The sequence below is a fragment of the Motiliproteus sp. SC1-56 genome (genome assembly GCF_017309075.1).
In the GTDB taxonomy this organism is placed as follows: Bacteria; Pseudomonadota; Gammaproteobacteria; order Pseudomonadales; family Balneatricaceae; genus Motiliproteus.
Genome location: NZ_JAEMGS010000005.1, coordinates 179,453 through 204,815 on the forward strand (window position 1 = coordinate 179,453; position 25,363 = coordinate 204,815).

The 25,363-nt window shown below is 63.4% G+C and carries 25 protein-coding genes; 15 read left to right on the plus strand and 10 right to left on the minus strand.

Annotated elements, in window-relative coordinates; translation table 11 throughout:
* Positions 1–20: 20 nt before the first annotated feature.
* Positions 21–905, plus strand: a complete 885-nt coding sequence (gene htpX, locus JGZ97_RS07395; RefSeq protein ID WP_207061975.1) for a protease HtpX — start codon at positions 21–23, stop codon at positions 903–905.
* Between the two features lie 198 nt (positions 906–1,103).
* Positions 1,104–2,471, plus strand: coding sequence for a lyase family protein (locus JGZ97_RS07400; RefSeq protein ID WP_207061976.1), 1,368 nt, complete (start codon positions 1,104–1,106; stop codon positions 2,469–2,471).
* Positions 2,472–2,477: 6 nt separating this feature from the next.
* Here the strand turns inward: JGZ97_RS07400 and JGZ97_RS07405 are convergent, their stop codons facing one another.
* The 3 genes from JGZ97_RS07405 to pdxB form a co-directional block, all read right to left on the minus strand.
* Entirely contained in the window at positions 2,478–3,590 is a 1,113-nt protein-coding gene (locus JGZ97_RS07405) for an ATP-NAD kinase family protein (RefSeq protein WP_207062052.1), read from the minus strand.
* 21 nt (positions 3,591–3,611) lie between these two features.
* Complete coding sequence (locus JGZ97_RS07410; protein WP_207061977.1) at positions 3,612–4,322, minus strand: flagellar brake protein; 711 nt, start codon at positions 4,320–4,322, stop codon at positions 3,612–3,614.
* Positions 4,323–4,409: 87 nt separating this feature from the next.
* Positions 4,410–5,549: a 4-phosphoerythronate dehydrogenase PdxB gene (gene pdxB, locus JGZ97_RS07415; protein ID WP_207061978.1), complete on the minus strand. Its 1,140-nt coding sequence runs from the start codon at positions 5,547–5,549 to the stop codon at positions 4,410–4,412.
* 103 nt (positions 5,550–5,652) lie between these two features.
* Between pdxB and JGZ97_RS07420 the strand changes: the two genes are divergently transcribed.
* The 3 genes from JGZ97_RS07420 (at position 5,653) to JGZ97_RS07430 (ending at position 7,751) form a co-directional block, all read left to right on the plus strand.
* On the plus strand, positions 5,653–5,868 hold the full coding sequence (locus JGZ97_RS07420) for a WGR domain-containing protein (RefSeq protein WP_207061979.1): 216 nt from the start codon (positions 5,653–5,655) through the stop codon (positions 5,866–5,868).
* Between the two features lie 156 nt (positions 5,869–6,024).
* A complete protein-coding gene (gene trpB, locus JGZ97_RS07425) occupies positions 6,025–7,224 on the plus strand; it encodes a tryptophan synthase subunit beta (protein ID WP_207061980.1) in 1,200 nt (399 codons plus the stop codon).
* 188 nt (positions 7,225–7,412) lie between these two features.
* A complete protein-coding gene (locus tag JGZ97_RS07430; protein WP_207061981.1) occupies positions 7,413–7,751 on the plus strand; it encodes a hypothetical protein in 339 nt (112 codons plus the stop codon).
* On the opposite strand, the gene JGZ97_RS07435 is transcribed toward JGZ97_RS07430, so the two are convergent.
* A complete protein-coding gene (locus JGZ97_RS07435; RefSeq protein WP_207061982.1) occupies positions 7,714–8,835 on the minus strand; it encodes a DUF3524 domain-containing protein in 1,122 nt (373 codons plus the stop codon). The two genes, JGZ97_RS07430 and JGZ97_RS07435, sit on opposite strands and share 38 nt — an antisense overlap.
* Positions 8,836–9,024: 189 nt before the next feature.
* Between JGZ97_RS07435 and JGZ97_RS07440 the strand changes: the two genes are divergently transcribed.
* The 6 genes from JGZ97_RS07440 (at position 9,025) to JGZ97_RS07465 (ending at position 15,727) form a co-directional block, all read left to right on the plus strand.
* Complete coding sequence (locus JGZ97_RS07440) at positions 9,025–9,411, plus strand: DUF3135 domain-containing protein (protein ID WP_207061983.1); 387 nt, start codon at positions 9,025–9,027, stop codon at positions 9,409–9,411.
* A 30-nt stretch (positions 9,412–9,441) separates the two neighbouring features.
* Entirely contained in the window at positions 9,442–10,098 is a 657-nt protein-coding gene (locus JGZ97_RS07445; protein WP_207061984.1) for an isochorismatase family protein, read from the plus strand.
* Positions 10,098–11,297, plus strand: coding sequence for a nicotinate phosphoribosyltransferase (gene pncB / locus JGZ97_RS07450; protein ID WP_207061985.1), 1,200 nt, complete (start codon positions 10,098–10,100; stop codon positions 11,295–11,297). Before JGZ97_RS07445 ends, pncB begins: the two co-directional genes overlap by 1 nt.
* Positions 11,298–11,383: 86 nt before the next feature.
* Complete coding sequence (locus tag JGZ97_RS07455; RefSeq protein WP_207061986.1) at positions 11,384–13,714, plus strand: RND family transporter; 2,331 nt, start codon at positions 11,384–11,386, stop codon at positions 13,712–13,714.
* Positions 13,714–14,508: an outer membrane lipoprotein-sorting protein gene (locus tag JGZ97_RS07460; protein WP_207061987.1), complete on the plus strand. Its 795-nt coding sequence runs from the start codon at positions 13,714–13,716 to the stop codon at positions 14,506–14,508. The genes JGZ97_RS07455 and JGZ97_RS07460 overlap by 1 nt, the downstream gene beginning before the upstream one ends.
* A 1-nt stretch (position 14,509) precedes the next feature.
* Entirely contained in the window at positions 14,510–15,727 is a 1,218-nt protein-coding gene (locus JGZ97_RS07465; RefSeq protein ID WP_207061988.1) for a hypothetical protein, read from the plus strand.
* A 66-nt stretch (positions 15,728–15,793) separates the two neighbouring features.
* On the opposite strand, the gene JGZ97_RS07470 is transcribed toward JGZ97_RS07465, so the two are convergent.
* A complete protein-coding gene (locus tag JGZ97_RS07470) occupies positions 15,794–16,450 on the minus strand; it encodes a DUF2959 domain-containing protein (protein ID WP_207061989.1) in 657 nt (218 codons plus the stop codon).
* 206 nt (positions 16,451–16,656) lie between these two features.
* On the opposite strand from JGZ97_RS07470, the gene JGZ97_RS07475 reads away from it, so the two are divergent.
* Together JGZ97_RS07475 and JGZ97_RS07480 are read left to right on the plus strand one after the other, a co-directional pair.
* Positions 16,657–17,172, plus strand: coding sequence for an aminoacyl-tRNA deacylase (locus tag JGZ97_RS07475; protein ID WP_207061990.1), 516 nt, complete (start codon positions 16,657–16,659; stop codon positions 17,170–17,172).
* Positions 17,173–17,259: 87 nt separating this feature from the next.
* Complete coding sequence (locus tag JGZ97_RS07480) at positions 17,260–17,469, plus strand: hypothetical protein (RefSeq protein ID WP_207061991.1); 210 nt, start codon at positions 17,260–17,262, stop codon at positions 17,467–17,469.
* Positions 17,470–17,550: 81 nt separating this feature from the next.
* On the opposite strand, the gene JGZ97_RS07485 is transcribed toward JGZ97_RS07480, so the two are convergent.
* From JGZ97_RS07485 to JGZ97_RS07500, 4 genes are read right to left on the minus strand one after another with little or no spacing between them, the layout of a single operon-like run.
* Positions 17,551–18,396 carry a Tim44 domain-containing protein gene (locus JGZ97_RS07485; protein ID WP_207061992.1) on the minus strand — a complete coding sequence of 282 codons (846 nt, stop codon included), beginning with the start codon at positions 18,394–18,396 and terminating at the stop codon, positions 17,551–17,553.
* A gap of 18 nt (positions 18,397–18,414) precedes the next feature.
* Positions 18,415–19,314 (minus strand): DMT family transporter, encoded by a 900-nt coding sequence (locus JGZ97_RS07490; RefSeq protein ID WP_242521591.1) that lies wholly within the window; start codon positions 19,312–19,314, stop codon positions 18,415–18,417.
* 15 nt (positions 19,315–19,329) lie between these two features.
* Entirely contained in the window at positions 19,330–21,027 is a 1,698-nt protein-coding gene (locus JGZ97_RS07495; protein WP_207061993.1) for a TrkA family potassium uptake protein, read from the minus strand.
* A gap of 10 nt (positions 21,028–21,037) precedes the next feature.
* Entirely contained in the window at positions 21,038–21,421 is a 384-nt protein-coding gene (locus JGZ97_RS07500; RefSeq protein ID WP_207061994.1) for a DUF6394 family protein, read from the minus strand.
* Between the two features lie 133 nt (positions 21,422–21,554).
* Here JGZ97_RS07500 and JGZ97_RS07505 point away from each other — a divergent pair, with 133 nt between their 5' ends.
* Together JGZ97_RS07505 and JGZ97_RS07510 are read left to right on the plus strand one after the other, a co-directional pair.
* Entirely contained in the window at positions 21,555–21,827 is a 273-nt protein-coding gene (locus JGZ97_RS07505; protein ID WP_207061995.1) for a hypothetical protein, read from the plus strand.
* Between the two features lie 71 nt (positions 21,828–21,898).
* Positions 21,899–24,694 (plus strand): insulinase family protein, encoded by a 2,796-nt coding sequence (locus JGZ97_RS07510; RefSeq protein ID WP_207061996.1) that lies wholly within the window; start codon positions 21,899–21,901, stop codon positions 24,692–24,694.
* Positions 24,695–24,706: 12 nt separating this feature from the next.
* On the opposite strand, the gene JGZ97_RS07515 is transcribed toward JGZ97_RS07510, so the two are convergent.
* Complete coding sequence (locus tag JGZ97_RS07515) at positions 24,707–25,342, minus strand: hypothetical protein (protein ID WP_207061997.1); 636 nt, start codon at positions 25,340–25,342, stop codon at positions 24,707–24,709.
* Positions 25,343–25,363: the final 21 nt, after the last annotated feature.

The window sequence follows — 25,363 nt, forward strand, 5'->3', positions numbered from 1 at the left end:
ACAACCACGAGAAAAACCTCATGCGCATACTGCTCTTTCTAGCCACCAACCTGGCGATTCTGGTGATCGCCAGCATCACCCTCAGCCTGCTGGGCGTCGGCTCCACCCTGCAAGCCAACGGCGTCGACCTGGATCTGGGTAACCTGCTGGTGATCTGTGCCGTGTTCGGCATGGCCGGCTCGCTGATCTCCCTGTTCCTGTCCAAGTGGATGGCCAAAAAAGGCACCGGAACCCAGGTCATCACAACCCCGCGCACCGCCGAAGAGAAGTGGCTGCTGGACACCGTGGCCGAGCTCTCCCGCGAGGCCGGCATCAAGATGCCCGAGGTGGGGATCTTCCCCTCCCCCGTCTCCAACGCTTTCGCCACCGGCTGGAATCGCAACGACGCGCTCGTTGCTGTCAGCCAGGGGCTGCTGAGTCGTTTCCGGCAGGAGGAGATTCGCGCGGTTCTGGCCCACGAGATCGGCCACGTGGCCAACGGCGACATGGTCACCCTGGCGCTCATCCAGGGAGTGGTCAACACCTTCGTCATGTTCTTCGCCCGCATCATCGGCCACACCGTGGACCGGGTCATTCTGAAGAACGAAGAGGGCCACGGCATCGGCTACTTCCTGACCACCATCTTTGCCGAAATCATCCTCGGGGTGCTCGCCTCGATGATCGTCGCCTGGTTCTCCCGTCGACGTGAATTCCGGGCCGACCATGCCGGCGCCACCCTGGCCAGCCCCCAGGCCATGATCGGCGCCCTGCAACGGCTCAAGGCCGAAGCCGGCCAGCCCAACGACATGCCCGACCAGCTGACTGCTTTCGGCATCCGTAGCGGCATTCCCCAGGGACTGATGGCGCTCTTCGCCAGCCACCCGCCCCTTGACGACCGCATCGACGCCCTGCGCCACGGGCACTAACCCCCCCTTCTCAAAACGGCCTCTCCCAAGAGGCCGTTTTTTTATCTCCCCCCTGCTCGGCCACACAGACGCGGGCACCCCGGTGGTGCGCCCCGCGACGGTTATCGCCTCACCGCTCGCCATTGTCCTTCCCAGCCCCCCGCGACTATAACAGTAGCTATCCCGATGCCTCGTCAGGCTTCAACCAGGGAGGGAACCATGCCCGCCAGATACCGAACCGAAAAAGACACCCTGGGTCCCGTCAAGGTCCCTGAAGAGGCCCTGTACGGCGCCCAGACGGCACGCGCGGTAGAGAACTTTCCGATCAGCGGGCGCCCCCTGCCCCCGCTCTTCATCAAGTCGCTGGCCACCCTGAAATACTGCTCCGCCCGGGCCAACATGGAGCTGAAGGTACTCACCCGCACCCAGGGCAAGGCGATCTGCGATGCCTGCCAGCAGGTGATGAACGGCCGCCACCTGGCGCACTTTCCGCTGGACGTATTCCAGACCGGCTCCGGCACCAGCACCAACATGAACATGAACGAAGTCATCGCCCGTCTCGCCTCTAAGGCACTGGGCGAGCCGGTAGACCCGAACGATCATGTCAACGCCAGCCAGAGCAGCAACGACACCATTCCCAGCTGCATCCACCTGAGCGCCACCCTGGCTCTGGAAAGCGAACTGCTGCCGGCTCTCGATCATTTGGCCAGGACCATTCGCAACAAGGGACGGAGCCTGCGCCGGCGCATCAAAACCGGGCGCACCCACCTGATGGACGCCCTGCCGGTGCGACTCGACCAGGAGTTCGGTGCCTGGGCCAGCCAGATCGAAGCGCGCAGCCGGGCCCTCAAGCAGGTCAGCGAGCCGCTGCGACGCCTGGTCCAGGGGGGCTCCGCCATCGGCACCGGTGTCAACGTGCCGCGAGGGTTCATCGACGCCTTTTTCCGCGAACTCAACCAACTCAGCGGACTCAAGTTCAAGCCTGCCCGGGACCGCTTGGCCGGGATGGCAGCCCAAGACACCGCCGTAGCCCTGTCCGGCGAGCTGCGGGGCTGTGCGGTGGCCCTGATGAAGATCAGCAACGACCTGCGCTGGATGAACTCCGGCCCCCTTTGCGGCCTGGCGGAGGTGGAGCTGCCTGCCCTGCAGCCGGGATCCTCCATCATGCCCGCCAAGGTCAACCCGGTGATTCCGGAAGCCGTGTGCCAGGTGGCGGCGGAAGTGATGGGCAACGATGCGACGGTCGCCATCGCCGGGCAATCCGGCAATTTCCAGCTGAACGTGATGCTGCCGCTGATCGCCTACAACCTGCTGGAGAGCATCCACCTGCTGAGCCAGGCGGCCCGCCTCACTGCCGATCGTGCGATCGAGGGGCTTGAGGTCAACGAGACGCGAATCAAGGAGCAGCTGGCGATCAACCCGATGCTGGTAACCGGGCTCAATCCCCTGGTGGGATATAAAAAGAGCGCCGCCATTGCCCAGCGCGCTTACCGGGAGCGACGGCCAGTACTGGAGGTGGCGCTGGAGGAAACCGACCTTGATGAGGCGGTCCTGAGAAAGGCCCTGGACCCGCTGCAGTTCACCTGAGGCGGCTCAGTCGTCGGCCACCCGGTAGAGCACGGCGTCGCGATAGCCGGTGACCACCCGGATCACCCCGGCAAAGGCGCGGTCCAGTTCCGGGTCGCCGGAGTCAACGATCAGCGGCCGCCCCTCCAGGGCGTTGAGCTTGCTCTTGGTGGCAATCAGGATCAGGTTTTCCCGCCCCACCCGCCGCAGCAGTTCGGGGCTGAGCTGCTGGTTGCCGCGGCCGATGATATGCCCCTGGCCGCCGATCACCGTTACCACGATCCGGGCCGGGGCATCGCCGATCAGCTCCAGCAGCTCCCGGGCCCCCAAATCGCTCCCCACCAGCTCACCGTCCTTGACCAGATCGACCCCGAGCAGGGTATTGGGCAGCCCCAGCGCATCCATCACCGCCTGCACGGTGGTGCCCGAGCCCATCACGTAAAAGACACCGTCTTCCAGGGTTTCCACCAGCTCTGCGGCGATATCGTCCAGGACCAGCGCTTCCACCTCGCGTCCGCCGCTCTTGGTGTGCTGCACGTAGCGCCCCGCTTCGGGCACGTAAAGCTCCCCGTAATAACGGGCACGGACCGTCCCCTGGCGGAACGCCTCCTCGTCGATGTCCCGCACCTCCTGGGCGCGCAGGCTGACCAGCTCGCCGCGCACCAGCATCGCGACCACCTCGCCGGCAGCCCGCGGCGTAACGGCATAGACGCCGGAGTGGATTTTGACCCCCGCGGGGATACCCAGCACCGCTACCTGCTCGGGCACCGCCTGCAAAATATCGCGGGCCGTGCCGTCGCCACCGGCGAACAGCAGCAAATCCACCCCTTCTGCAACCAGCTCCCGCGCCGCACGCCGGGTATCTTCAGCCGCGGTGTGGCCGCTGCTGATCGATCCGATCACCCGCGGCTGCAAGCCCGCCTCCCGTGCAGCCGCTTCCCCCATTTCGCCGGGATAACAGATCAGCTCAAGCTCAAGTTCGCGCAGGGGAGCGAGCGCCTGCACCGCACGCTGCTGAGCCTGGGGCTCGGCGCCCAGGGCCAGGGCCTTGCGCGCGGTCTCCTCGCCATCGCTGCCCTTGAGGCCGACGCTGCCGCCAACGCCGGCGAGGGGGTTGATGATCAGACCCAGTTTGAACATGCCCATACGCGCCCCTCGCCCCTAGAGCCCCACCTGCTCACGCAGCATCTGCTGGTAGACGAACCCGGTCAGGATCAGCCGCGTCTCCTCGTCCAGCTCCTCGAACTCGACCCCGTGAATCAGCCGGTAATCACCGCTGAAAGGGTCCTCGACTTCTTCGAGGGTGCGCACCCGACAGTGCAGCAGCAGCACCTGGTCCACGTCACCCACCTGCACCCGGGCGGTGACATAAAGGGGATCGCCGACCTCGCCCAGCAGGTCGCTGGCTTCGAGGCGGGCCCCCTCCAGGCTGATATCGGAACACAGGGCCTGGCGCGGCCAGGTATGGCTGAGATTGACCTCTTCACCGCCATCCACCGACACGATCAGGCGGCTGCGCACCCGCGTAGCGTGGCGAACCAGCACCGCTTCCACTTCGGCGGGATAGTCCAGGAACAGGAGCGGGACGGGCGCCAGCTGCGCCTTCTGCACCCGGGATGAGAACGCGCAGGCCCGGTTCTGGGCCATCAGCCGCAGGGTCACCGGAGTGCCTTCACTGAGCAGCTTGGGCGCCCGCTTGCTCATGGGCAGGGAGACCAGCAGGCCCTTGTCCTGCACGTGGCCGACGTAACGGACCGAGAAGCGCCCCCGGGGTGAGCGGGTTTCCAGCTGGACGCGCTCGCCCACCGGCACTCTGAGCTCGTCGAAACGCAGCTGCTCCTTGCTGCCCTGGGTCAATTGCGCAACGGTCATGGCAGGCGGTACCGGACTCGAATGAACGAAGGGAAGCGGCAAGGATACTGATTTTGAGAACCCGGGCCAAGCGGGGCTCACACGGGGCTACGGTACCACTGAGAAGCCCAGCGCCCTGATCGTCCGGGCGGTATCCCCCGCGGGATCGAGGCCGCCCACCCGCAGCGTGCTGAATTCCCGGCGCTCCGGGTAACTCCGCCGCAGCTGGTCAAAGGCGGCGCCACGCTTGGCGTCGGGGAGCTGGGCGATTCGACGCAGGCGGGCATCGTCATCACGCAGGTCATAACAGAGATTAACCAGGTGACGGGGCAGCGAGTCAGAGTCCCGACCGGCCTCCACCTGCCTCACCGGCGGCGGGCTCAGCAGCCCCTCCAGGGACTGCTCGGCGGGCACCCCCAGGTGGCGACACAAGGCCTGGTAGATCATCTCGGTCCCCCGCGCCTTGCCCTCGACACTGTGGCCGGCGATATGGGGTGTGCCCCAGGTGACCCGCCTTGCCAGCTGCGCATCGAAACCCGGCTCCTGCTCCCAGACGTCCAGCACCACCCGCAGGTCCGCGCGTTCCTCGAGCACCTCGCACAGGGCACGGTTATCGATCACCGCCCCGCGCCCTGCGTTGATCAGCCAGGTCCCGGGCCGCAAGCCTTCAAGACGTTCGCGATCGAGCAGGTGGTGGGTGGCGTGGTGACCGGTGCGGGTCAGCGGAGTGTGCAGGCACAGCACGTCGCAACGTTCCAGCAGCGTCTGTAACGGCCGGTAACCCCCGCCCTCCCGCTCCGCCCGGGGCGGATCGCAGCAGAGCACTTCCAGCCCCAGAGCCTGCAGGCGCGCTCGCAGACGACCGCCCACGTTCCCTAACCCGACGATGCCCAGGGTCCGCGATGCCAGCGCCACCTGCTCCGCCGCGGCGAGATTCAGCAGCGCCGAGATCACGTAATCCACCACCGCCTCGGCGTTACAGCCCGGCGCATTGGCCACCCCGATGCCGGCGTCGGCCAGGTAGTCCAGGTCCAGGTGGTCGGTGCCGATGGTCGCACTGGCGACGAAGCCCACCCGACCGTTTTCAAGCAGCCGTCGATCCACCTGCGTCACCGAGCGCACCAGCAGCACGTCTGCCTGCTGCGCCCGTTCCGGCGCCAAGTGGCGCCCGTCCACCACCTCCACTCGCCCTAACCCTTCAAAAAAGGGACGAACCAAGGGAATGTTCTCGTCAGCAAGGATCAACATGGGGGACTTCCTCGACAGCGGCTAGACTTTACATCACCGGTGAATTCAGGCTCAATTGCGCGCCTCAATCGCTGGGTACGGGACGGTTTCACAGGGCATCCACGTGTTGATTCGATGGCGCAAAGCACAACATTACTTCATCGTGCGGCTTTCTCAAGACCTCTTTGGAGACTGGGTGGTGACCCGCTCCTGGGGAAATCTGGATAATAACCTCGGGGGCTGTCGCCATAACCTAGCGCCGGATCACCAGCAGGCCCTGGAGCTGGTCGAGCAGATCCGCCGCCGCCAGCAGGCCCGGGGCTACCAGCAGGTCGACTGACGCCTCCCCGGCCTCTTCCAACCGCACACTTCCACTTCGCTCCACCCTTCTCTCCCCGGCTTTACCCGCCTTGTTCGTTCAGCCTATTGCCCGGCTTTGGTTGGGGCGCTAAGGTAGCTCAAAAAAATCAATAACCTTGGAGTCAGGACGTACCCAATGAGCAGAGACTTTGCCCCCATGCCCAATGCCGAAGGTTTTTTCGGTGAATACGGTGGCCAGATCATTCCCCCCGAACTCAAGGCAATCATGGACGATATCGCCCGCGCCTATCACGAGATCAAGGACACCGACGCTTACCAGAGCGAACTGCGCGAACTTTACCGCGACTACGTCGGGCGCCCCAGCGCGCTCTATTTCGCCCGCCGCCTGACCGAGCACTGCGGCGGTGCCCGCATCTATCTCAAACGCGAAGACCTGAACCACACCGGCGCCCACAAGATCAACCACTGCCTGGGCGAGGCGCTGCTGGCCAAGCACATGGGCAAGACCAAGGTGCTGGCCGAAACCGGGGCCGGCCAGCACGGGGTGGCGCTGGCCACCGCCTGCTCACTGGTGGGTATCGAATGCGAGATTCACATGGGTCAGGTAGATATCGAAAAAGAGCACCCCAACGTTACCAAAATGAAAATCCTGGGGTGCAAGGTGGTTCCGGTCACCCGGGGTACCGCCACCCTCAAGGACGCCGTGGACAGCGCCTTTGAGGAGTACCTCAAAGACCCGCAGAACTTCTTCTACGCCATCGGCTCAGTTGTCGGCCCCCACCCCTTTCCGATGATGGTGCGCGACTTCCAGCGCATTATCGGCGACGAGGCCCGGGCCCAGTTCCTGGAAAAAACCGGTGCCCTGCCGGACCACATCCTCGCCTGCGTGGGCGGCGGCAGCAACGCCATCGGCCTGTTCAGCGCCTTCCTGGATGACGACTCAGTCAACATCTACGGCGTCGAACCCGCCGGCAAGGGCCTGGATACGCCGGACCACTCCGCCACCCTGACCCGCGGCACTCCCGGGGCCATCCACGGCTTCAAGTGCTACCTGCTGCAGGATGCCGAGGGCGAGCCTCTGCCCGTCCATTCCATTGCCTCCGGCCTGGATTACCCCGGCGTGGGACCGCAGCACTGCTACCTCAAGGATATCGAACGGGTGAACTACGTTTCCGTGACCGATCAGGAGTGTCTGGACGCCTTCATGACCCTTTCCCGCCGTGAGGGAATTATCCCCGCGCTGGAGAGTTCCCACGCCGTTGCCTACGCCATGAAACTGGCGGCTGAACGCTCGCCCGACGAGACCCTGCTGATCAACCTCAGCGGACGCGGCGACAAGGACGCCGACTACGTGGCCGAGAAGCTGGGGCTCTGATTCGTCCCGAGCCTTCTCCATCCCAAAGGGCCCTTGCCGGGCCCTTTTTGGTCATGGGTCGGCATTAAGGAGTTATTGATCCGGCATAAGACTTTGTTAACACAGCTAAAGCTTCGTTGACCCAGGGCAAGGCCATCGCCCCCGGAGCTCCCCTAGAATGCACGCAAGAACAAAACCGAGGTAACCGCATGTCCCACCCGTTTTCGCGCACCATCGCCGCCCCCGCACTGCTCGCACTGCTGCTGAATACACCAACGGCACAGGCCCATTTTTTCGAAGAAAACGCCGACTGCCGCGCGCCCAAGAAACCCCTCGAGTTTGTCACCGAGCTGGACAAGCAAGCGTTCGAAAAGAAGGTGGCCGACTTCCGCGCCTGCCTGGACAGCTTCGTCAACAAACAGAACCAGGCCCTGCAGCGGCACCAGAGCGCCGCCGAGAAAGCGGCGCAACGTTGGCGGACCTACGTCGAGACAGAGCTGGGAGGAACGGTCACCGACGCGCCCCAGGATACCCCTCCCGCGCAATAGCCCGCCGGATCTCCTCGGCGTAGCGCGGTTTCAAGCGGGACCAGAGCCAGGGCTGAATATCCACCCGCGGCAGGGATTTTCCCGCTTCATAGCGGCTGTAGAAGTGAGCGATCGCCTCAGCCATCGCCTCAGCCTCCGCCACCGGATCGTCCCGGTGACTGGGGTAACGGCAGTGCTCGGGAAAAAGCTCGGGGTAACTGAGGCGGTCCGGCACCAGCGGACAGGCACCGAGGGCGGCCCCTTCCAGCATCGCCAGCCCCTGGAACTCATGCAAACTGGTTGAAAGCACCAGGTGGCTACCCGCCAGGCACCGGTAGTAAGCTTCCCGCGACTCCAGGTACCCCCAGCTCAATACACGCCGTCCCAGGCGCTCACGCAACGCCTGCATCACCGGCGGCACCTTACGAAAGCCTTCGCCCAGCAGGTGCAGGTCGAAGTCCACCCCCCGGGCCAACGCCCCCTCCAGCGCCGCCAGCAGCCGCTCCGGCGCCTTGTCGTACTCCCAACGATGGTTCCAGGTCAAAGTAAAACGCTTCGAGGGCCGCCCCTTGACCCCGAGACCGGCCTCGTCCAGCGGTACCGGCAGCACGGCCGTTTTCCCTTCCAGCAGCGGCCCCACGGAGCCGGGGCGGTGATCCGGCAGACGGGACAGCAGCCTGTCGGCGCCCTGCAAAAACGTCCGCCGGTTGAAGTCCGAATTGAACAGTACTCGATCCGCCGCCAGCGCGCTGTAAAGGTTCACCATCTGCGGCTCGACGCTGGCATGCTGCTGCGCGCTCTTGGGGTACTCGAACTGGTTTTCGTGGAAATAACAGAGCGCCGGCACCTGGGCCAGTACCGGACAAAGCCCCTTCAGGGTGGCCAGGTCGACCATGGAGGTGGCGACGAGCAGATCATAGGGTTGCGACAGAACGGATGCCGCCTCACTTAGCCAGGAGAGGGGGTTGCCCCGAATGCGCCAGCTGAAGTGCCGTGCCGGAAGCACCAGCTCCGTCCAGCGATACTCGGCGAACGCGTTGATCAGTCCCCGCCGCCAGTAGCGGTGGCTACCAGCGTCGTAGGCACTCAGTAACAGTATGTTCAAGCCTGTGAGTCTCTTGCGTTATCCGCCACCGGGCGGGTGTCCCCGCCGGGGCCGCATTCCCCGTACCTAGCCCCCCTACTCGAAGCCCGGGCTAAAGGGTCTAAACTGAATGGGAATCCCCTGTTGGGAAGTTCGGCAAAGGGGACAGGGAAGTCAAGCCCGGTCACCGACGACCGCAAGGAGGGCACCATGGGCGAACTGCCAGGGTTCGACGAGCTGAAAGAGCTGGCCAGAACCGATCCTCAAGCTTTCGACCGTCTTCGCCAAACGGTGTGTGAGGAGTTTATCAACAGCATACCGGCTGCGCACCAACGACGCCTGAAAGGGGTCCAGTTTCGGGTCAATCATGAGATTCGTCGGGCAAAAACCCCGCTCGCGGGCCTCATCAAGGTCTCGGGGATGATGCACGACAGCCTGCATGAACTGAGCGACCACCTGCAGGAGCTCAAGCGCTGTACCACCCTGCCTCTTGCCAGACAAGCGCCGCGGCCGGCAACCGTAACCGCTGTGGCGGAGGTGGTGAGTCTTGAGCAGTGGCGGCGCCATGGGGACCGCAAACGTCGCCGCTCCAATTGACCACCCCGCCGGTTCAGGGATGAAAGGCCCATGAAACAACGCCAGCAGCAGTTCGCCAGTTTTGATATTGACGCCCAGAACTGCTTCACACCGCTGTGCCCGGCGGAGCTGCCGGTTCCCCACGGCGATGAGATCGTCGCCCAACTCAACTACCAGGCGCGCTTTGCACGGCTTCGCATCGGCTCCAAGGATGCCCACTCCCCCCAGGCCCACTGGGTCGCGGACAGCCGTCACCCACCTCTGACCGCCATCGAAGGCACCAACATGGACCTGCGCTGGCCCGTTCATGCCGTCCCCGGCACCCCGGGCTTTGAGCTGATCGACGGGCTCCCCCGACCGTCCCAGTACGATTTCTTCGTCTGGAAAGGGGTCGAACCCGACATGCATCCCTACGGGGCCTGTTACCACGACCTGGCAGAAACCCTGAGCACCGGCGTCATAGAATACCTGCGTCAACAACAGGTCCGCTGGATAATCGCCGGCGGACTGGCCACCGATTACTGCGTCAGGACCACCGTCATGCAGCTGCGCAAGGCGGGATTTAACGTGGTGGTGAACCTGGGCGCCTGCCGTGGCCTGGAGCAGGGCTCCACCAACGAGGCTCTCGCCGCCATGCGTGGCGCCGACGTCCTGTTCGTCAACCAAGCCGAGGAGCTGGAACACATCTCCCTCGAGGGCGAGACCTGATGCCTGCCGTTATTCGGTCGCTGCTGGATACCGATCTTTATAAATTCACCATGATGCAAATCGTGCTGCACCGCTTCGCCGCCGCCGAGGTGGAGTACCGTTTTTTCTGCCGGACCCCGGAAGTGGACTTCAGGCCCTGCTTTGAACCTATCAAGCAGGAAGTCCAGGCGCTGGAGGAGTGCCATCTCAGCACCGAGGAGCTGCGCTACCTGGCCGGGTTTGATTACTTCCAGGCCGACTTTCTTGCCTTTCTCAGGCTCTTTCGCTTTGACCCCGATTACGTTCATCTGGATCTAGACGGCAACCAGCTGGAGCTTCGTATCCGGGGCCCCTGGCTGCACTGCATCCTCTTCGAAGTGCCCTTGCTGGCGCTTATCAACGAAACCTACTTTCAACACCGCCACCCCGATCCCGACTGGGAAGAGGGGCGCAAACGGCTGCGGGAAAAAATTCACGCCATCCAGCATCACCCGGCGGCCGCCGACTTCTCCTTCACCGATTTCGGCACCCGTCGCCGCTTCTCCCGGCGCTGGCAGCAGGAACTGCTGGAAACCCTGCAGCAACAGCTGCCCGCCCAGCTCCAGGGCACCAGCAACGTCGACCTGGCCCAGCGCCTGGGTCTTACGCCCGTCGGCACCATGGCCCACGAGTTCCTGCAGGCCTGTCAGGCCCTGGGACCGCGCCTGCAGGACAGTCAACGGTTCGCCCTTGAAAGCTGGGCTCAGGAGTACCGAGGACAGCTGGGCATCGCCCTCACCGACGTGGTGGGCATGGACGCTTTTCTGCGGGACTTCGACCTCTATTTCGCCCGCCTCTACCAGGGTCTGAGACACGACTCCGGCGACCCCGTCCCCTGGGCAGAGAAAGCCATCGCTCATTATCGCCAGCTCGGAATCGACCCCCGCTCCCGTACCCTGGTCTTCAGTGATGGACTTACCGTGGAGCGGGCGCTGACCCTTTGCGAACGTCTTCGGCACGACGCCTACCCCACCTTCGGCATCGGCACCCATCTAACCAACGACCTGGGTTACCCTCGGCTGGATATCGTCATCAAGATGACCCGCTGCAACGGTCAACCGGTGGCCAAGCTGTCGGACAGCCCCGGCAAGCTGGTCTGCGAAGACCCCGTCTACCTGCGCTACCTGGCCCAGGTCTTTCAGCAGGATCTCAGCGCCTTCGGCCCGGCGGACTCCAGCTGATGGCGCCGCGCACCGGCTAGTACTCGCGCCTGCTAGTATTAGTCAGGTCTTACCATCCCGCAGCCACGCGAGCACAGTGTCAGCCGATGAAGGGTTTTTACGCCGCGGTCCTCCGTCACAAATACTGGGTGATCCTGATCGCCCTGGCGGGGATTGTTCTGGGCACCCTCGGGGTCCAGCGGCTGACATTCAAAAGCGACTACCGGGTCTTCTTCGGCCCCGACAACCCGCAGCTGATGGCACTGGAGCGGATGCAACGCACCTTTGCCAAAAGCGACAACGTGCTCTTCGTGCTCGCGCCCGAGGACGGCGAGGTCTTCACTCCCGAGACCCTGGCCGCGCTGGAGACCCTGACCGAGGGGGCCTGGCAGCTCCCCTACTCCACCCGCGTCGACTCCATCACCAACTACCAGTACAGCTACGCCGAAGAAGACGACCTAATCGTCGAAGACCTGGTCAGCGGCGCGGCCGATCTCGGGCCCGAGGAGATTCAGCGGGTCCGGGAGATCACCCTGGGCGAACCGCAACTGGTCAACCGCCTGGTCTCACCCTCGGGACACGTGGCCGGGGTCAACGTCACCCTGACCCTGCCCGAGGATAACCTGGAACAGGCGGTGCCGGAGGTCTCGGCGGCCGCGCGGGCGCTGCGCGACCAAATCCTCGCCGAGCACCCGGGGCAAACCCTCTATCTCAGCGGCATCGTGATGATGAACAGCGCCTTCTCCGAGGCGGTGGTCCGGGACAGCCAGACCCTGGTGCCGCTGATGTTCCTGTTCGTCATGGTGCTGATCGGCGTCACCATCCGCACCCTGGGCGGCGTGTTCGCCACCGTCCTCATCATCGTCGCCAGCATTGGCACCGCCATGGGGCTGGCCGGTTGGGCCGGTCTCTACCTCAGCGGCCCCTCGGCGTCCGCCCCCACCGTGATTCTGACCCTGGCGGTAGCGGACTGCATCCACCTGCTCAGCACCTTCTATCACGAGATGCGCGCCGGCCTTGCCAAGTATCCGGCCCTGATCAAAAGCCTGGAGATCAACACCCAGCCCGTACTGCTGACCAGCGTCACCACCGCCATCGGATTTTTGAGCATGAACTTTAGCGACTCGCCTCCCTTTGCCGACCTAGGCAACATTGTCGCCGTGGGGGTGATGCTGGCCTGCCTGTTTTCCCTCGTCCTCTTCCCCGCCCTCCTGGCGACCCTGCCGGTCAAGGCAAAAGCTCGGCGGCAGCCGCGCCAGGACCCGATGGAGCGCCTGGGAAACTGGGTCATCAGTAAACGTCGTCCCTTGCTGTGGGGGATGAGCGCGCTGGTTTTGGTCATGGTCGCCCTGGTGCCGCGCAACGAACTCGACGATAACTTTGTCGAATATTTCGACCGCTCAATCCCTTTTCGGCTCGCGGCCGACTTCGCCGACCAAAACCTGACCGGCATGGGCAACCTGGAGTTTGAACTCAACGCCGGTTCTCCCGGCGCCATCAACGAGCCCGCGTTCCTGCAGACGGCGGAAGCCTTCGCCACCTGGTTCCGGAGCCAGCCCGAGACCGTCCACGTCGACAGCCTCACCGACACCCTCAAGCGCCTGAACCGCAACATGCACGCCGACGACCCGGACTTCTACCGCCTGCCGGAAAACCGCGAACTGGCAGCCCAGTACCTGCTCCTGTACGAGATGTCCCTGCCCTACGGGCTGGACCTGAACAACCAGCTCAACGTCGACAAGTCAGCGATCCGCGTAGTGGCGAGCTTCCATACCCTGACCAGCAATGAACTGATCGGCCTGGAAGCCCGGGCCAGACAGTGGCTCGAGCAGAATGCCCCCGGCCTGGAAGTCTCTATCTCCAGTCCCCAGCTGATTTTTGCCCATATCGGCAAGCGCAATATCCAGAGCATGCTCTCCGGCACCCTCACCGCGCTGGTCCTTATCTCGGCGTTGTTGGGCATCGCCCTGCGCTCGGTCCGTTTCGGCCTCATCAGTCTGGTGCCCAACCTGGCCCCGGCCGCCATGGCCTTCGGTCTCTGGGGGCTGCTGGTGGGGCAGGTGGGGCTTGCCCTCTCGGTGGTTACCGGCATGACCCTGGGGATCATCGTCGACGACACCGTGCACTTTATGAGCAAGTACCTCTACGCCCGACGCCAACGCCAGACGCCGCCCCGGCAGGCCATCCGCTATGCTTTCAGCAGTGTCGGGCGGGCCCTGGTGATTACCACCTTGGTGCTCGCCACCGGCTTTTTGATCATGGCGCTTTCGAGCTTCAACATGAACTCCGACATGGGCCTCTTGTCTGCCATCACCATTGTCATTGCGTTGGCCGTCGACTTCCTGCTACTGCCGCCGCTGTTGCTCCGCTTGGACAGGAAGCAGGATCGGAATCGCACGCCCGCCGCCGCGGACACTTTGCTTAAGGAGCCCCTTTGATGCCCCAGGTTTTTAAACGTCTTATTCCCCTGTTAGTTGTTTTTATCATCCCTTCGCTCCATGCCCAGGCCCCTTCCCCCGAGGAGCGGGGGCTGGAAATCGTTACCGAGGCGGACCGCCGCGACCAGGGCTGGCAGGACAGCCGGGTGGATCTGCGCATGGTGCTCAAGAACGCTCACGGGGATGTGAGCGAGCGCGAGCTACGCAGCCTCTCCTTGGAAGTGGATGGCGACGGTGATAAGAGCCTGACCATTTTTGACGAACCGCCGGATGTGAAAGGCACCGCCTTTCTCTCCTTCAGCCACCCGGTGGGGGCCGACGACCAGTGGATCTACCTGCCGGCCCTCAAGCGGGTCAAGCGCATCTCCTCGCGCAACAAGTCCGGCCCCTTCATGGGCAGCGAGTTCGCCTACGAGGACATGAGCTCCTTTGAGCTGGAGAAATACACCTATCGCTACCTGGAGGATGAGACCCTGGATGGCACCGAGACTTTCAAAATCGAGAGCACCCCGGTGGATGAGCATTCCGGCTACTCGCGGCTGATCACCTGGTACGATCAGCAGGAGTACCGCCCCCAGCGAATCGACTACTACGACCGCAAGAACAGTCTGCTGAAGACCCTCACCTTCGATGACTACCAACGCTACCTGGAGAAGTACTGGCGGGCGCAGACAATGTCCATGGTCAACCACCAGACCGGCAAGAGCACGGTTCTGCACTGGGGGACTTATCAATTCCAGACCGGTCTTGACGACCAGGACTTCAACCGCAACACCCTGAAACGGATACGCTGATATGCCCTCACTGCCGTTGTCTCTGTCTCTGTCTCTGTCTTTGTCGCTGGTCCTTTGGCTGGGCTTGGTTTCCGGCGCCCAGGCCCGGGAGGTCGAACTCTCCGGTCAAATCGATATTGAGATGCAACATTTTCCGGAGACCCCGGCAGACCCCGAGCAGCACAAGACCTACCTATCCCTGGGCGCCGAGCCCGAGTGGTACAAGCAATGGGACGGTGGCGACAACGCGGTTGTTTTCCGACCCTTCCTGCGCACAGGCAATCATGACAGCCATCGTGATCACGTGGACATCCGGGAGCTAAACTGGCTCCACGTCGGTGACGGCTGGCAGGTGCGCAGCGGCATCTCACGGGTTTTCTGGGGGGTGGCCGAATCACAGCACCTGGTGGATATCATCAACCAGACCGACACCCTCGAAGGCGCGGATGATGAGGACCGGCTGGGGCAGCCCATGGTCAACCTGACCCTGATCCGCGACTGGGGGGACCTCTCGCTGTTCTGGCTGCCCTATTTTCGCGAGCGCACCTTTGCCGGCGACGAGGGGCGGCTGCGGCCGCAACCGGCGATCGAGACCGACCGCGCCCGCTACGAATCGGGCGCGGAGCAAGCCCACCAGGACTTTGCCATCCGCTGGAGCCATGTCATCGGGCCCATGGATCTGGCCCTCTCCCACTTCAGCGGCACCAGCCGTGATCCGATCCTGCTGGCCGAAACCGACCGCAGCGGCAACCTAGTGCTGATTCCCTTCTATGAACAGATCGAGCAGAGCGCCCTGGAACTCACCGCGGTGCAGGGCGACCTGCTATGGAAGCTCGAAGCCCTGTATCGAGACGGCAGGAGCGACGACTACTGGGCGGCAGTGGGGGGCTTTGAATATACGCTGGTCGGGGTGATGGATACCGCGGCGGACCTGGGACTCTTACTGGAATACCATTACGATGAGCGCGGCGAAGAGGCCACCAGCCCCTTCCAGGACGATCTGTTTCTCGGGTTACGCATGGGACTCAACGATATCCAGACAACGGAGATCCTCGCCGGCGTGATCCTGGATAACGAGAGCGACGCCATGCTGGGCTTCGTCGAAGCGAGCAGCCGCCTCGACGAGGATTTCAGGCTCTCCCTGGAGTGGCGCACCTTCAAGGACCTGGAGACCGAAGACCCCTTGTTCAGCGTTCGCCGGGATGATCTCCTGCTGCTGAACCTGGCCTACTTTTTCTAAACCGGAGCGCCATTTGAACGCCCCGGGGGGCTCGTAACGACGCCCGCTTGCCTCAAGACGCGATCATCACTCCAGGCCGCTGATAAATTCGCGAGCCTCGGCGATCGAACGGTCCATCTCCCGCACCAAGGCCTGTACGTCGGTATCGAAGTGGTGAACCTCTCCCTTGAGAGCGCTGATTTTCTCGGCGTTGAGGTTGTGCTTGAGGTACAGAACCTGGTCCTTGAACACCGCCAGCACTGGCCGCATCTTGGCCTCGGAGCGCTCCAAGGAGGCGAGGTAGTCGCGGTAGCGGCGCTGAGTGGTCTTCAGCTTGCGCTCGCTGGAGGCCCGCAGCGAGCGGCTGGAATACTGATCAAGCTCGGCCTGCCACTCTTCGAACAGCGCCTCGGCAACCGACTCGATATCGTCGATCCGACCGCTCAACTCCTCCGCCTTCTCCTCGCTCTCAAGGTAGGCGTCGTTGAGGGTTTCGTAGCGCTCCTGCAGGGTCGTGCTTTCCAACTGCAACAGGGCATCAAAGGCCTGATAGGCGGACTGGAACTGCTCCTTCACCTCGGTCTGGGTCTCGGCGGCCGCCTCCACCCGGTCGACCAGTATATCCCGCTTGGCGTAGCCGAACTTTTCCATGGTGCTGTAGTAGGTACTCTGGCAGGCGCCCAGCAACGCCGGCAACAGCGCAACAAACAATAAACGCAGGGGCAAGCGAAGAGGCTGGGTCATGTAGTTACTCCAAGACTGAATAGGGACACCGGCCCGGGGCCGGTTCAGGTCGGTGACACGATACTGCATAGCCGGCAGCACCGAAAGGGGGAAGCCGCTTCATCGGTAAGGGCGACAAAATTTCACCGAACCGAACATCAGCAGGCGCTAAACTTTTAGTGGGCTCGCTCAACCCTCAAACCGCGGTTATCCGCAAGGAGCCAGCCATGACTACCCAAACCCTCAAACAATACCTGGACGCCCGGGATGTCCCTTACGTGGTATTGACCCACTCCCCGGCCTACACCGCCCAGGAGGTGGCCCAGTCGGCCCACATCCGCGGTCACCTGCTGGCCAAGAGCGTGGTGCTGAGCATCGACAACCAACTCGCCCTGGCGGTGATCCCTGCCTCACAGCACATTGACCTGGTCGACCTGAAGCGCTCCATCCGCGCTTTCAAGCTCGACCTTGCCAGCGAGGATGACTTCAAGGACCTGTTCCCCGGTTGCGAGCTGGGCGCCCTGCCGCCCTTCGGTAACCTTTACGGCATGCAGGTGTATATCGCCGAATGCCTGGCGAAAGAAGCGGAGATCACCTTCTGCGCCGGCTCCCACAGCGAGCTGATCCAGATGGATTACCGTGATTTTGCGCGCCTGGTGGAGCCGGTGGTGATCACCCACGGCGCCGTGCCCAACCGCCCGACGCCGCCGCGCATGAAGGAGCACCTGGGGGTCTACCCCTGATGCCTTATCCGTTCACGGCAGCCCCTTCACAAGGGACCGGGGCTGGGGGACAATAGCGCTTCCATTCGGCAACCCGAACGCAGTGCAATGAAGTCCTACCAGTTCTTTACCGAAGACGGCCGCGGCGGCACCATGCTGTGCGATGATGAAACGCTGGCAGACGCCGTGGCCGAACTGACCCGACGCTTTGAGGGGGTGATCAAAGTCCAGATCGGCAAGGAGGTCTGGGAAGCGCCTCGGGCCGGTTGCGACAACGTAGGGCCGGCGCCCTCTGACGCCCCGCCCGACGGCCCCTAAACCGGCTGGCAGCGGGTCAACACCTGCGACCCGCAAACAAAAAAGGGAGCCTCAGGCTCCCTTTTTTACGACATCCTGGCGTCAGCTGGGCTGCTCGATACCGACGATAAACCAGTCGGCCCCCTCCTTGGAGAGATCCCGCGTCAGGTGCCAGATTTCATTGAATTCGGTGGTCTGGGCGCCGGCGCCCTCGCGCATCCAGCCGTAGAAATTCACACTCAGTTGGGCCGTCTGCTCCACCTCGCTGTAACCAAGGATTTCGGCCATCACGGACACCAGATCGTTATCCAGCACACCGGCACCCAGACGGGCCCGTTCCTGCTCCAGATGGCCGAAGAGTTCTGCCGAGCAATAACCGCGGATCGTCTCCAGATCGTTCTCGCTCCATGCCGTCTGCAGCTCGGCAAAGTGGCTGCGTGCCCCCTCCAGAAACGCCTCTTTCTGGAACCACTCGGGCAGCGCAGGCTCGGCAACGCCAACCCCGGATGACATCAGCGGCGTGGGATCAAAGCCGTGCCCGGTCGCCACCGGCCCGTCGGCGGCGCCGGCATAGGCCGGTGGACGTTGCGCCACCGCGCCTCGGGTAAAAAGCTTGAACAGCACAAACCCCAGTACCCCCAGAATCAGCACGTCCATCAACTGGATACCTTCAAAAGCGCCGCCAAAGAAGAGCGCGCCCAACAGCCCGCCCGCCAGCAGGCCGCCCAACATACCGCCCATACCCGGCTTGCGCGTCGTGGTGGCCGCCTTATCGGTGGAAGAGGACCGGGTCGCCGACGGCTGCGGCGTCGGGCTTACCTTTTTAGGCGTGGAGAACGCTTTGCCGAAGCTTGAGCCGCCCCCGAAGCGCTTGGCCTCTGCGACGTCCGTCGTCAGGCCGGTACCCAACAGCAACGCGCAGCAAAAGGTCAGAAGTATACGAGTCATCAGTGCCCCATCTTATCGTTATTCAGGTGTTTTACCGCGGGCAAAGCGGTTGGCGAGAAACAGTCCGCTGAAGATCAGCGCAATGCCCGCCAAGTGATACGCCTGGACCACTTCGCCCAAAAATATAGCCGAAAGTATTAGACCAGAAACCGGCATCAGATGGAAAAAAATTCCGGCACGGGCCGCCCCCAGCTCCGCCACGCCGCGATTCCAGAAGATGTAGGCGAGGACCGAAGGGAACAGGGCGACGTATCCGATCAGCAGGATGTTATCAACATGCCACTCAGGTACGCGGGATTGCGCCTCCCAGAGGTAGAAGGGAAGCAACAGCAGAGCCCCGACCAATATGGTGGTGCCCAGCAAGGTCAGGGGAGCCAGGGTGCGGGGCCGCCAGTTAAGGCACACCGAGTAGAGCGCCCAGCTGGTGCCGGCGGCCAGGATCCAGAGGTCCCCCGGGTTGGCCTGCAGGCTCAGCAGGCCCGCCAGGCTGCCCCCCGCCACCAGCACCGCCACCCCGGACAGAGAGATGGTCACCCCGAGGAGCTGCAATCCGCCGATTCGTTGTCCAAGCAGAAAACGCGAGAAAACCAGGATCAACACCGGCACCGCCGACTGCAGCAACACGGCGTTGCTGGCCTGGGTTGACTGCAGGCCGATGTAGGCGAAGGTGTTGTAGTTGGCCACCCCCAGCGTCGACAGCACCAGCAAGATACCCCAGTGGCGCTTGATCTCAGCCCACTCCCGAACCATTCGCGGCAGCACCCAGGGTGCGAGTAACAGGAACGCCCCGCTCCAGCGGAAAAACGCGAGAGTGATCGGCGGCATCTCCAGGTGCATGGCGCGGGCGAGCACGAAGTTCCCCGACCAGAACAGGATCGTCAACAGCAGCAACAGGTAGGGAGTGGGGTTGGCAGGCATCGATGAATTGGCCGCTTAAAAGCCCCAACTGCGAAAACGCCGTGCCAGCCAGCCGCCGCGCGCGTCCGGGTCACCCACCACCTGGCTGAACACATTGCTGTTGACCAGGGTCCAGTTCATACGGTCGCGCGCCCTGGCCAGGCCGCAGAACAGAAGCTGATCGCCCAATTGCAGCTCGGTGAGTTCACCGGGCAGCAGTTTCAGCTCGCCATTGCGCTTAAGCATCAGCGGAAAACAGGGCAACTGGTCGCGGCTGCTTCGGGGGTCCTTCATAAACAGGTTGAGCTTCACGCAACGCCCCTGGTTCAGCGCCTCGGCCAGCGCCGGGGTCTCCTCCTCACCGACGCTGAAGGCCCAGCTGTCCAGTTCCCGCTGCCCGGCCACGGCGCTCATGCGGTTAACCAGCGTATGCGCCCAGACTTCGTCTTTGCTTCGCATCGCTTCCAGAAACTCGCTGAGCAGCGGCGACTTGATCAGCGACAGGATGTTGTTGGCGATGATTCGCCCCGGCTCCATGATCAAATCCGGTTTGGCCGCGGCAAACACCGCCGCGTTGGAATCCAGGTTCTGTCGCACCACCGTCAGCAGCTTGGGGTTGAGTTCCAAAGCCGTCATGACGATGGAGAGGTTGTTGGCATCGTTGGCGGTTCCGGCCACCAGCCCCACCGCATCGTGAATCCGGGCTTCTTCCAGGGTGACGGCTTCGGTCCCCAGGCCCTGGACAAACTCCACCTCCAGCCCCTCGGGCTTCGGGTTATCGTCGATAATGGTAAGGTTGACCGCGCTGTGCCGCAGGCTTCGGTGCAACGCACGCCCCAGCCGCCCATAGCCGCAGATAACCCAACGGCCCTGGGTTTTCTGGTAGGCGCTGGCCAGGGTCCGGTGGGTGGGATTGGTCAACCAGTCGTAGACCAAGTGGTGATAGGGCGATGCCAGGGCCAGGGCCAGGTAGTCGGCGTAGGTGACGAAGGGGTCGATAATATGGTCAGTGCCAAACGAGGCCAAGTTGGCAGTGGTCACATCCGATTCGCTTCGGCACACCACCGGCCGCCCCGGTGCCAGCAGTTTGCTGGTGATGGCGATGGCCAGGTTCACCTCGTCACGGTTGGTCAATGCCAACACCCCGATGCAGTTGCTGCGCTGCAGCCCGGCATCGTTCAGCACGTCGGGCTTGGCCGCGTCGGCGCAGAGCCCCTGGGGGCTATATCGCAGGTCATCGGTCTGCAGGGCGTCGATCCGGGTCCGGTCAATATCGACCACCACCGCGCGAATCCCCCGTTTGGCCAGGCGTCCCACCACCAGGCTGCCGGTCATGCCGTAACCGCACACCAGGTAAAACGGCTCTTCGACCCGCTCCACCCCGTTACGAAAGCGCATGCGGTGCATCAGCCGGTTAAACGCCGGCTCCTGGAACAGCGCCAGCATTTTCCCGATACCGTAGAGCCAGGTGATGACCGTGGCGTAGATGGTGACCAGGGTCCACATGCGCTGGCCGTCGGTGAACGGGTAGGGAATCTCCCCGAAGCCAATGGTCGACCCCATAAAACTGACGAAGTAGAAGGCATGGAAAAAATCCATGCGCCAGGGATTGCCCTGGTCATCCACCCCCGGGATCAGCACGAACCCCAGCACCGAGACGGAGTAGACCACGATCAGCGAGATCAGGGGGGCCCTGAGTCGCCGAAAAAGGGTAAAGAGGAAGAAGTAGTTCATGGGCGTCGCCTCAGCGGCGGATCAGCACGGTTTCCACCATCAGCAGAATCACCGAAGTGAGGTTGGCCAGCAGCGCCCCTCCGGAGAGGGAGACGATGCTCGCCATCACCGCCGGCGACATCCCGCCGGCGAAGACGTGTTCGGCCAGCCCCCAGACCACCGCCCCCGCCACCAGCTGCAGGTCGGCTACCAGGCTGGTGGCCAGCAGAACGGCGCCGATATGGGTGCGGTCTCCGAACTTCATCACCGTGGCGATCAGGCTCACCACCAGCGCGGCGAAAAATTCATATTCGTTGTGGTGGTCGGGGTTGTCGATCTGGCCGATAAAAAAGCCGAAGTTGAGGGTCAGCGCCAGTACGATAAAAAACGCGAAGATCACCTTTTCGCGGCTCATGGTCTCTCCTTGGACTGCAGAATAGTGCAGGCGATTCTAGCCAGCAGCGCCGGTAAAAGCCACCGCCACACCCTTGGTGGGCCCCGCCCCCTGCAGTATCATCGCCCCTCCTTTTCCAAACCGGGAGCCAATCATGTCCGAGACCCTCGACCAACGCTACATGCAGGTAGCCCAGGCCTGCCTTAAAGTCCTCAACAACATCAACCCGGCGGCCGACCGCAGCGAGCAGATCAAGGAGGTCTACGCCGCCATCGACCGCGCCGTGGGGGAACTGTACAAGCAACAGGAGACGCAACTGGCCACGGCGCTGGGTGCCCTGCGCCAGATCGCGGAAATGGACCCGGCAAAAGACCACCTGGATCAGGCGGTTACCCTGGCGCGTGCGGTCGTTCCAGTACACCATTAAGGAACCTCGCGCCGCTACCGGGTCTAACCATACCCGGATACCGCTGAACCGCTTCATTGAGGAAGGCTTCTATGACCGTCCACGCGTCACGACTGACCCTGTTGATCCTGGCCCTGCTGCTGAGCGCCCTGTCGACAGCCCAAACCATTGTCCAGAGCCCCAATGACCCCCGGGTTTACGAAGCCTTCGTGCTGGACAACGGTCTCAAGGCGATGGTGATCTCCAACCCCGAGGCGGACAAGGCGGCGGTCAGCCTGGACGTGGGCGTGGGCAGCGGTGACGACCCAGAGACGTATCCCGGGCTGGCCCACTTCCTGGAGCACATGCTGTTTCTGGGCACCGAGAAATACCCGGAAGCCGGTGCCTACCAGGACCACATCAGCCGCCACGGCGGTAACCACAACGCCTTTACCGCCCACGACCGCACCAACTACTTCTTCGATGTTGACCAGGCTTATTTGCAACCGACCCTGGACCGCTTCGCCCAGTTTTTTATCGCCCCGCTGTTTACCCCCGAGTACGTCGACCGGGAGCGTCACGCGGTGCACTCCGAGTACCAGTCCAAGCTAAAGGAAGACAGCCTAAGGGGCTACGCCGCCTTTCGCGCAGCCCTGAACCCCGACCACCCCCTGGCCAAGTTCTCCGTCGGTAACCTCGAGACCCTGACCGATCGCCCCGACCGGCCGCTGCGCCAGGTGCTCATCGACTTTTACCAGCAACACTACTCCGCCGACAACATGGCGGTGGTGGTGCTGGGACGCGAACCGGTGGAGACGCTGCGCGGGCTGGTAGAGAAGACCTTCGCCGCGGTGCCCAGCCGTCCCCTACCCGAGTCCCAAGCGCCGGCACCGCTGTTCACGCCCGGCGCCCTGCCCGCCGAGTTACAGATAGAGAGCCTGCGGGACATTCACCAGCTGAGCCTGAGCTTTCCGGTGCCGCCATCCTGGGATCACTACCGCAGCAAGCCCCTGCATTACCTGGGCTCACTGGTTGGCCACGAGGGCCAGGGGAGCCTGCTTGCCGAACTCAAGAACCGGGGCTGGGCTAACGGTCTGAGCGCCGGACCCGGGCTCAGCTACCCCGACTACGCCACCTTCTCGATCTCCATCGACCTTACCGAAGCCGGCTTTGGGCGCCGTGAGCAGGTGGTTTCACTGGTCTTCGACTACCTGCGCCTGATCAAGAAGGAAGGGATCAAGGCGAGGATCTTCGAGGAGGAGCGGCAGATCAACGAGACCGCCTTTCGCTTTCGGGAGATCAGCCGTGAGCTTTACTACGTGATGCAGCTGTCGGCGAACCTCAAGCGCTACCCCCGGGCGCAGGTGCTGCACGGGGACTACCTGTACGAACACTTTGACCCGGGCCTGTTACACCAGTACCTGGACCTCCTGCGCCCCGATAACCTGCTGCTCACGGTCACGGCCCAGAACCTGGACACGGACCGGCGTGCCCCCTGGTACGACACGCCGTACTCACTCAAGGCCGTTTCCCCGGAACGCCTTGAAGCCTGGGCAGGCGACCAGAGCGAAAGCGACCTGGCACTGCCCGCGCCCAACCCCTTCCTGCCCGAGGACTTCAGTATCAAGACCGGCCAGGCAAGTGCCAAACCGGTGATCCTTCGCGAGCAGCCGGGTTATCGGCTCTGGTTCCAGCAGGACAGCGAGTTTCAAACCCCCCGCGCCGATTTCTACTTTACCCTGCGCTCCCCCGTCGCCAATAACAGTCCGCGCCATCACCTGCTGACCGACCTCTATACTCGGCTGGTAAAAGACCGCCTCAACAGCTTCCTCTACCCTGCTCAGCTGGCGGGATTCAGGGTCCAGGTTTATCCCCATATTCGCGGCTTCAGCGTGCGTATTTCCGGGTTCAGCGACAAGCAGTCACTGCTGCTTGAACGTATCGTCGGCACCCTGCGCGACCTAGCAGTGGACCCGGAGCGCCTGGCCATTCTCAAGGCGGACCTGCAACGAAGCCTCGAAAACAGTCGCAAGGACAAGCCCTATAACCAGGCGATCGAGGAGGTTTACCTGCGGCTGCTCAGCCCCCAGTGGTCCCTTGAGCAGAAGCTGGCGGCGCTGGCTGACATCGACGCCGCGGCCCTCAAGGACCACATCGCGGCCCTGTACAGCAAAGGCGAGGCCGAGGCCCTGGCCCATGGCAACCTGCTGCGCCGCCAGGCCCTGGCCCTCTCCGAGCCGCTGGAGCAAGTGCTCCTGGCCGGGGTTGAGCCTCTGGCGGTGGCCGAAGGTCAGGTACGACAGCTGGCCGCAGGCGAGCAGATTCACAACCTTGAGCTGGAGCACAACGATTCCGCCATCGCCTTCTACCTGCAGGGTCCCAATAAGAACCTGCAGACCCGCGCCCGCTACGGGCTGCTGGCCAAGGTCATCGCCTCTCCCTTCTATACCCAGCTGCGCACCGAGCAACAGCTGGGTTACGTGGTGTTCGCCTCGGCCATGCCGATTCTTGAGCACCCCGGCATCGCGATGGTGATCCAGTCCCCCCGCGCCACCGGCCAGCAGCTGCAGCAGGCGATTGAGACTTTTCTGGATGACCGGGGGCGTGAGCTCATCGCGGCCCTGGATGCGGAGGAAATGGAACAGTTCCGCCAGAGCCTGTTGGTCGAATTACTGCAGAAAGAACAGAAGCTGAGCGAGCGTACCAACCGCTACTGGCAGGAGATCGACCGCGGCTATACCGAATTTGACAGCCGCGAACGGCTGGCCGAGGCCATTAGCAGCACCGACAAGGACGCGCTCCTTGAGACCTACGATAACCTGACTCGGCGCCTCTTGGTGCGCTCCACCGGGCAGAGCCTGGCGGGCGGCCTGAGCGCCCAGCAGGAGCCCACGCCGGGCAGCAGCTGACATGCCAGGCGGTTATTGCCCGGGGCCTTGGGACCGGTAGATCCGCTCCTGCGCCGGGACCTGCGGGGTCATGCCGGGCGGGGGTGGCATCCCGCTGACCTGGCGAAAAATGCGCGATTCGGGGTGGGCGTCAGGCTGGCTGACCCGGTCCACTTCAATCACCACCGGCTCCGGTCCCGAGGCGGCCCCTGCAGGAATCACCGTCGCCGCGTCGACCCCGTACTCGGGACTGAAACCATCGGCCTGTACCTCCACCATATCTTCAGAGTAGAGGTCCTGCGTGGGCTCTCCCGGCGCCGAGGGCATACGGCGAAGTACCCGCCCGTCGGGATCGGTGCCGGGCCTGCCGATCCGGTCCACCTCCACCACCACCGGATCCGGACCGGCTGAAGCCTGAGCCGGGATCACCGTCGCCGGGTCGGTCGCGTACTTCGGGCTGAAGCCATCGGGATAGACTTCCACCATACCCTCGGAGTCCAGCGCCTGACTTCCCCTGCCCCGGTAAAGGGTGCGTCCGTCATTGCCGACGCTGCTGACCCCGTCGGCCGGCACCGCCAAGTAGGAAGGCGCGCGCTCCTGGGCCTGGGCCTGGCCCAGGACGCCGAACGATGCCAGAAGCAACAGGCTAAGGGGCTTGCGAATACGCATATCAAGAATTCATGGCCGGGG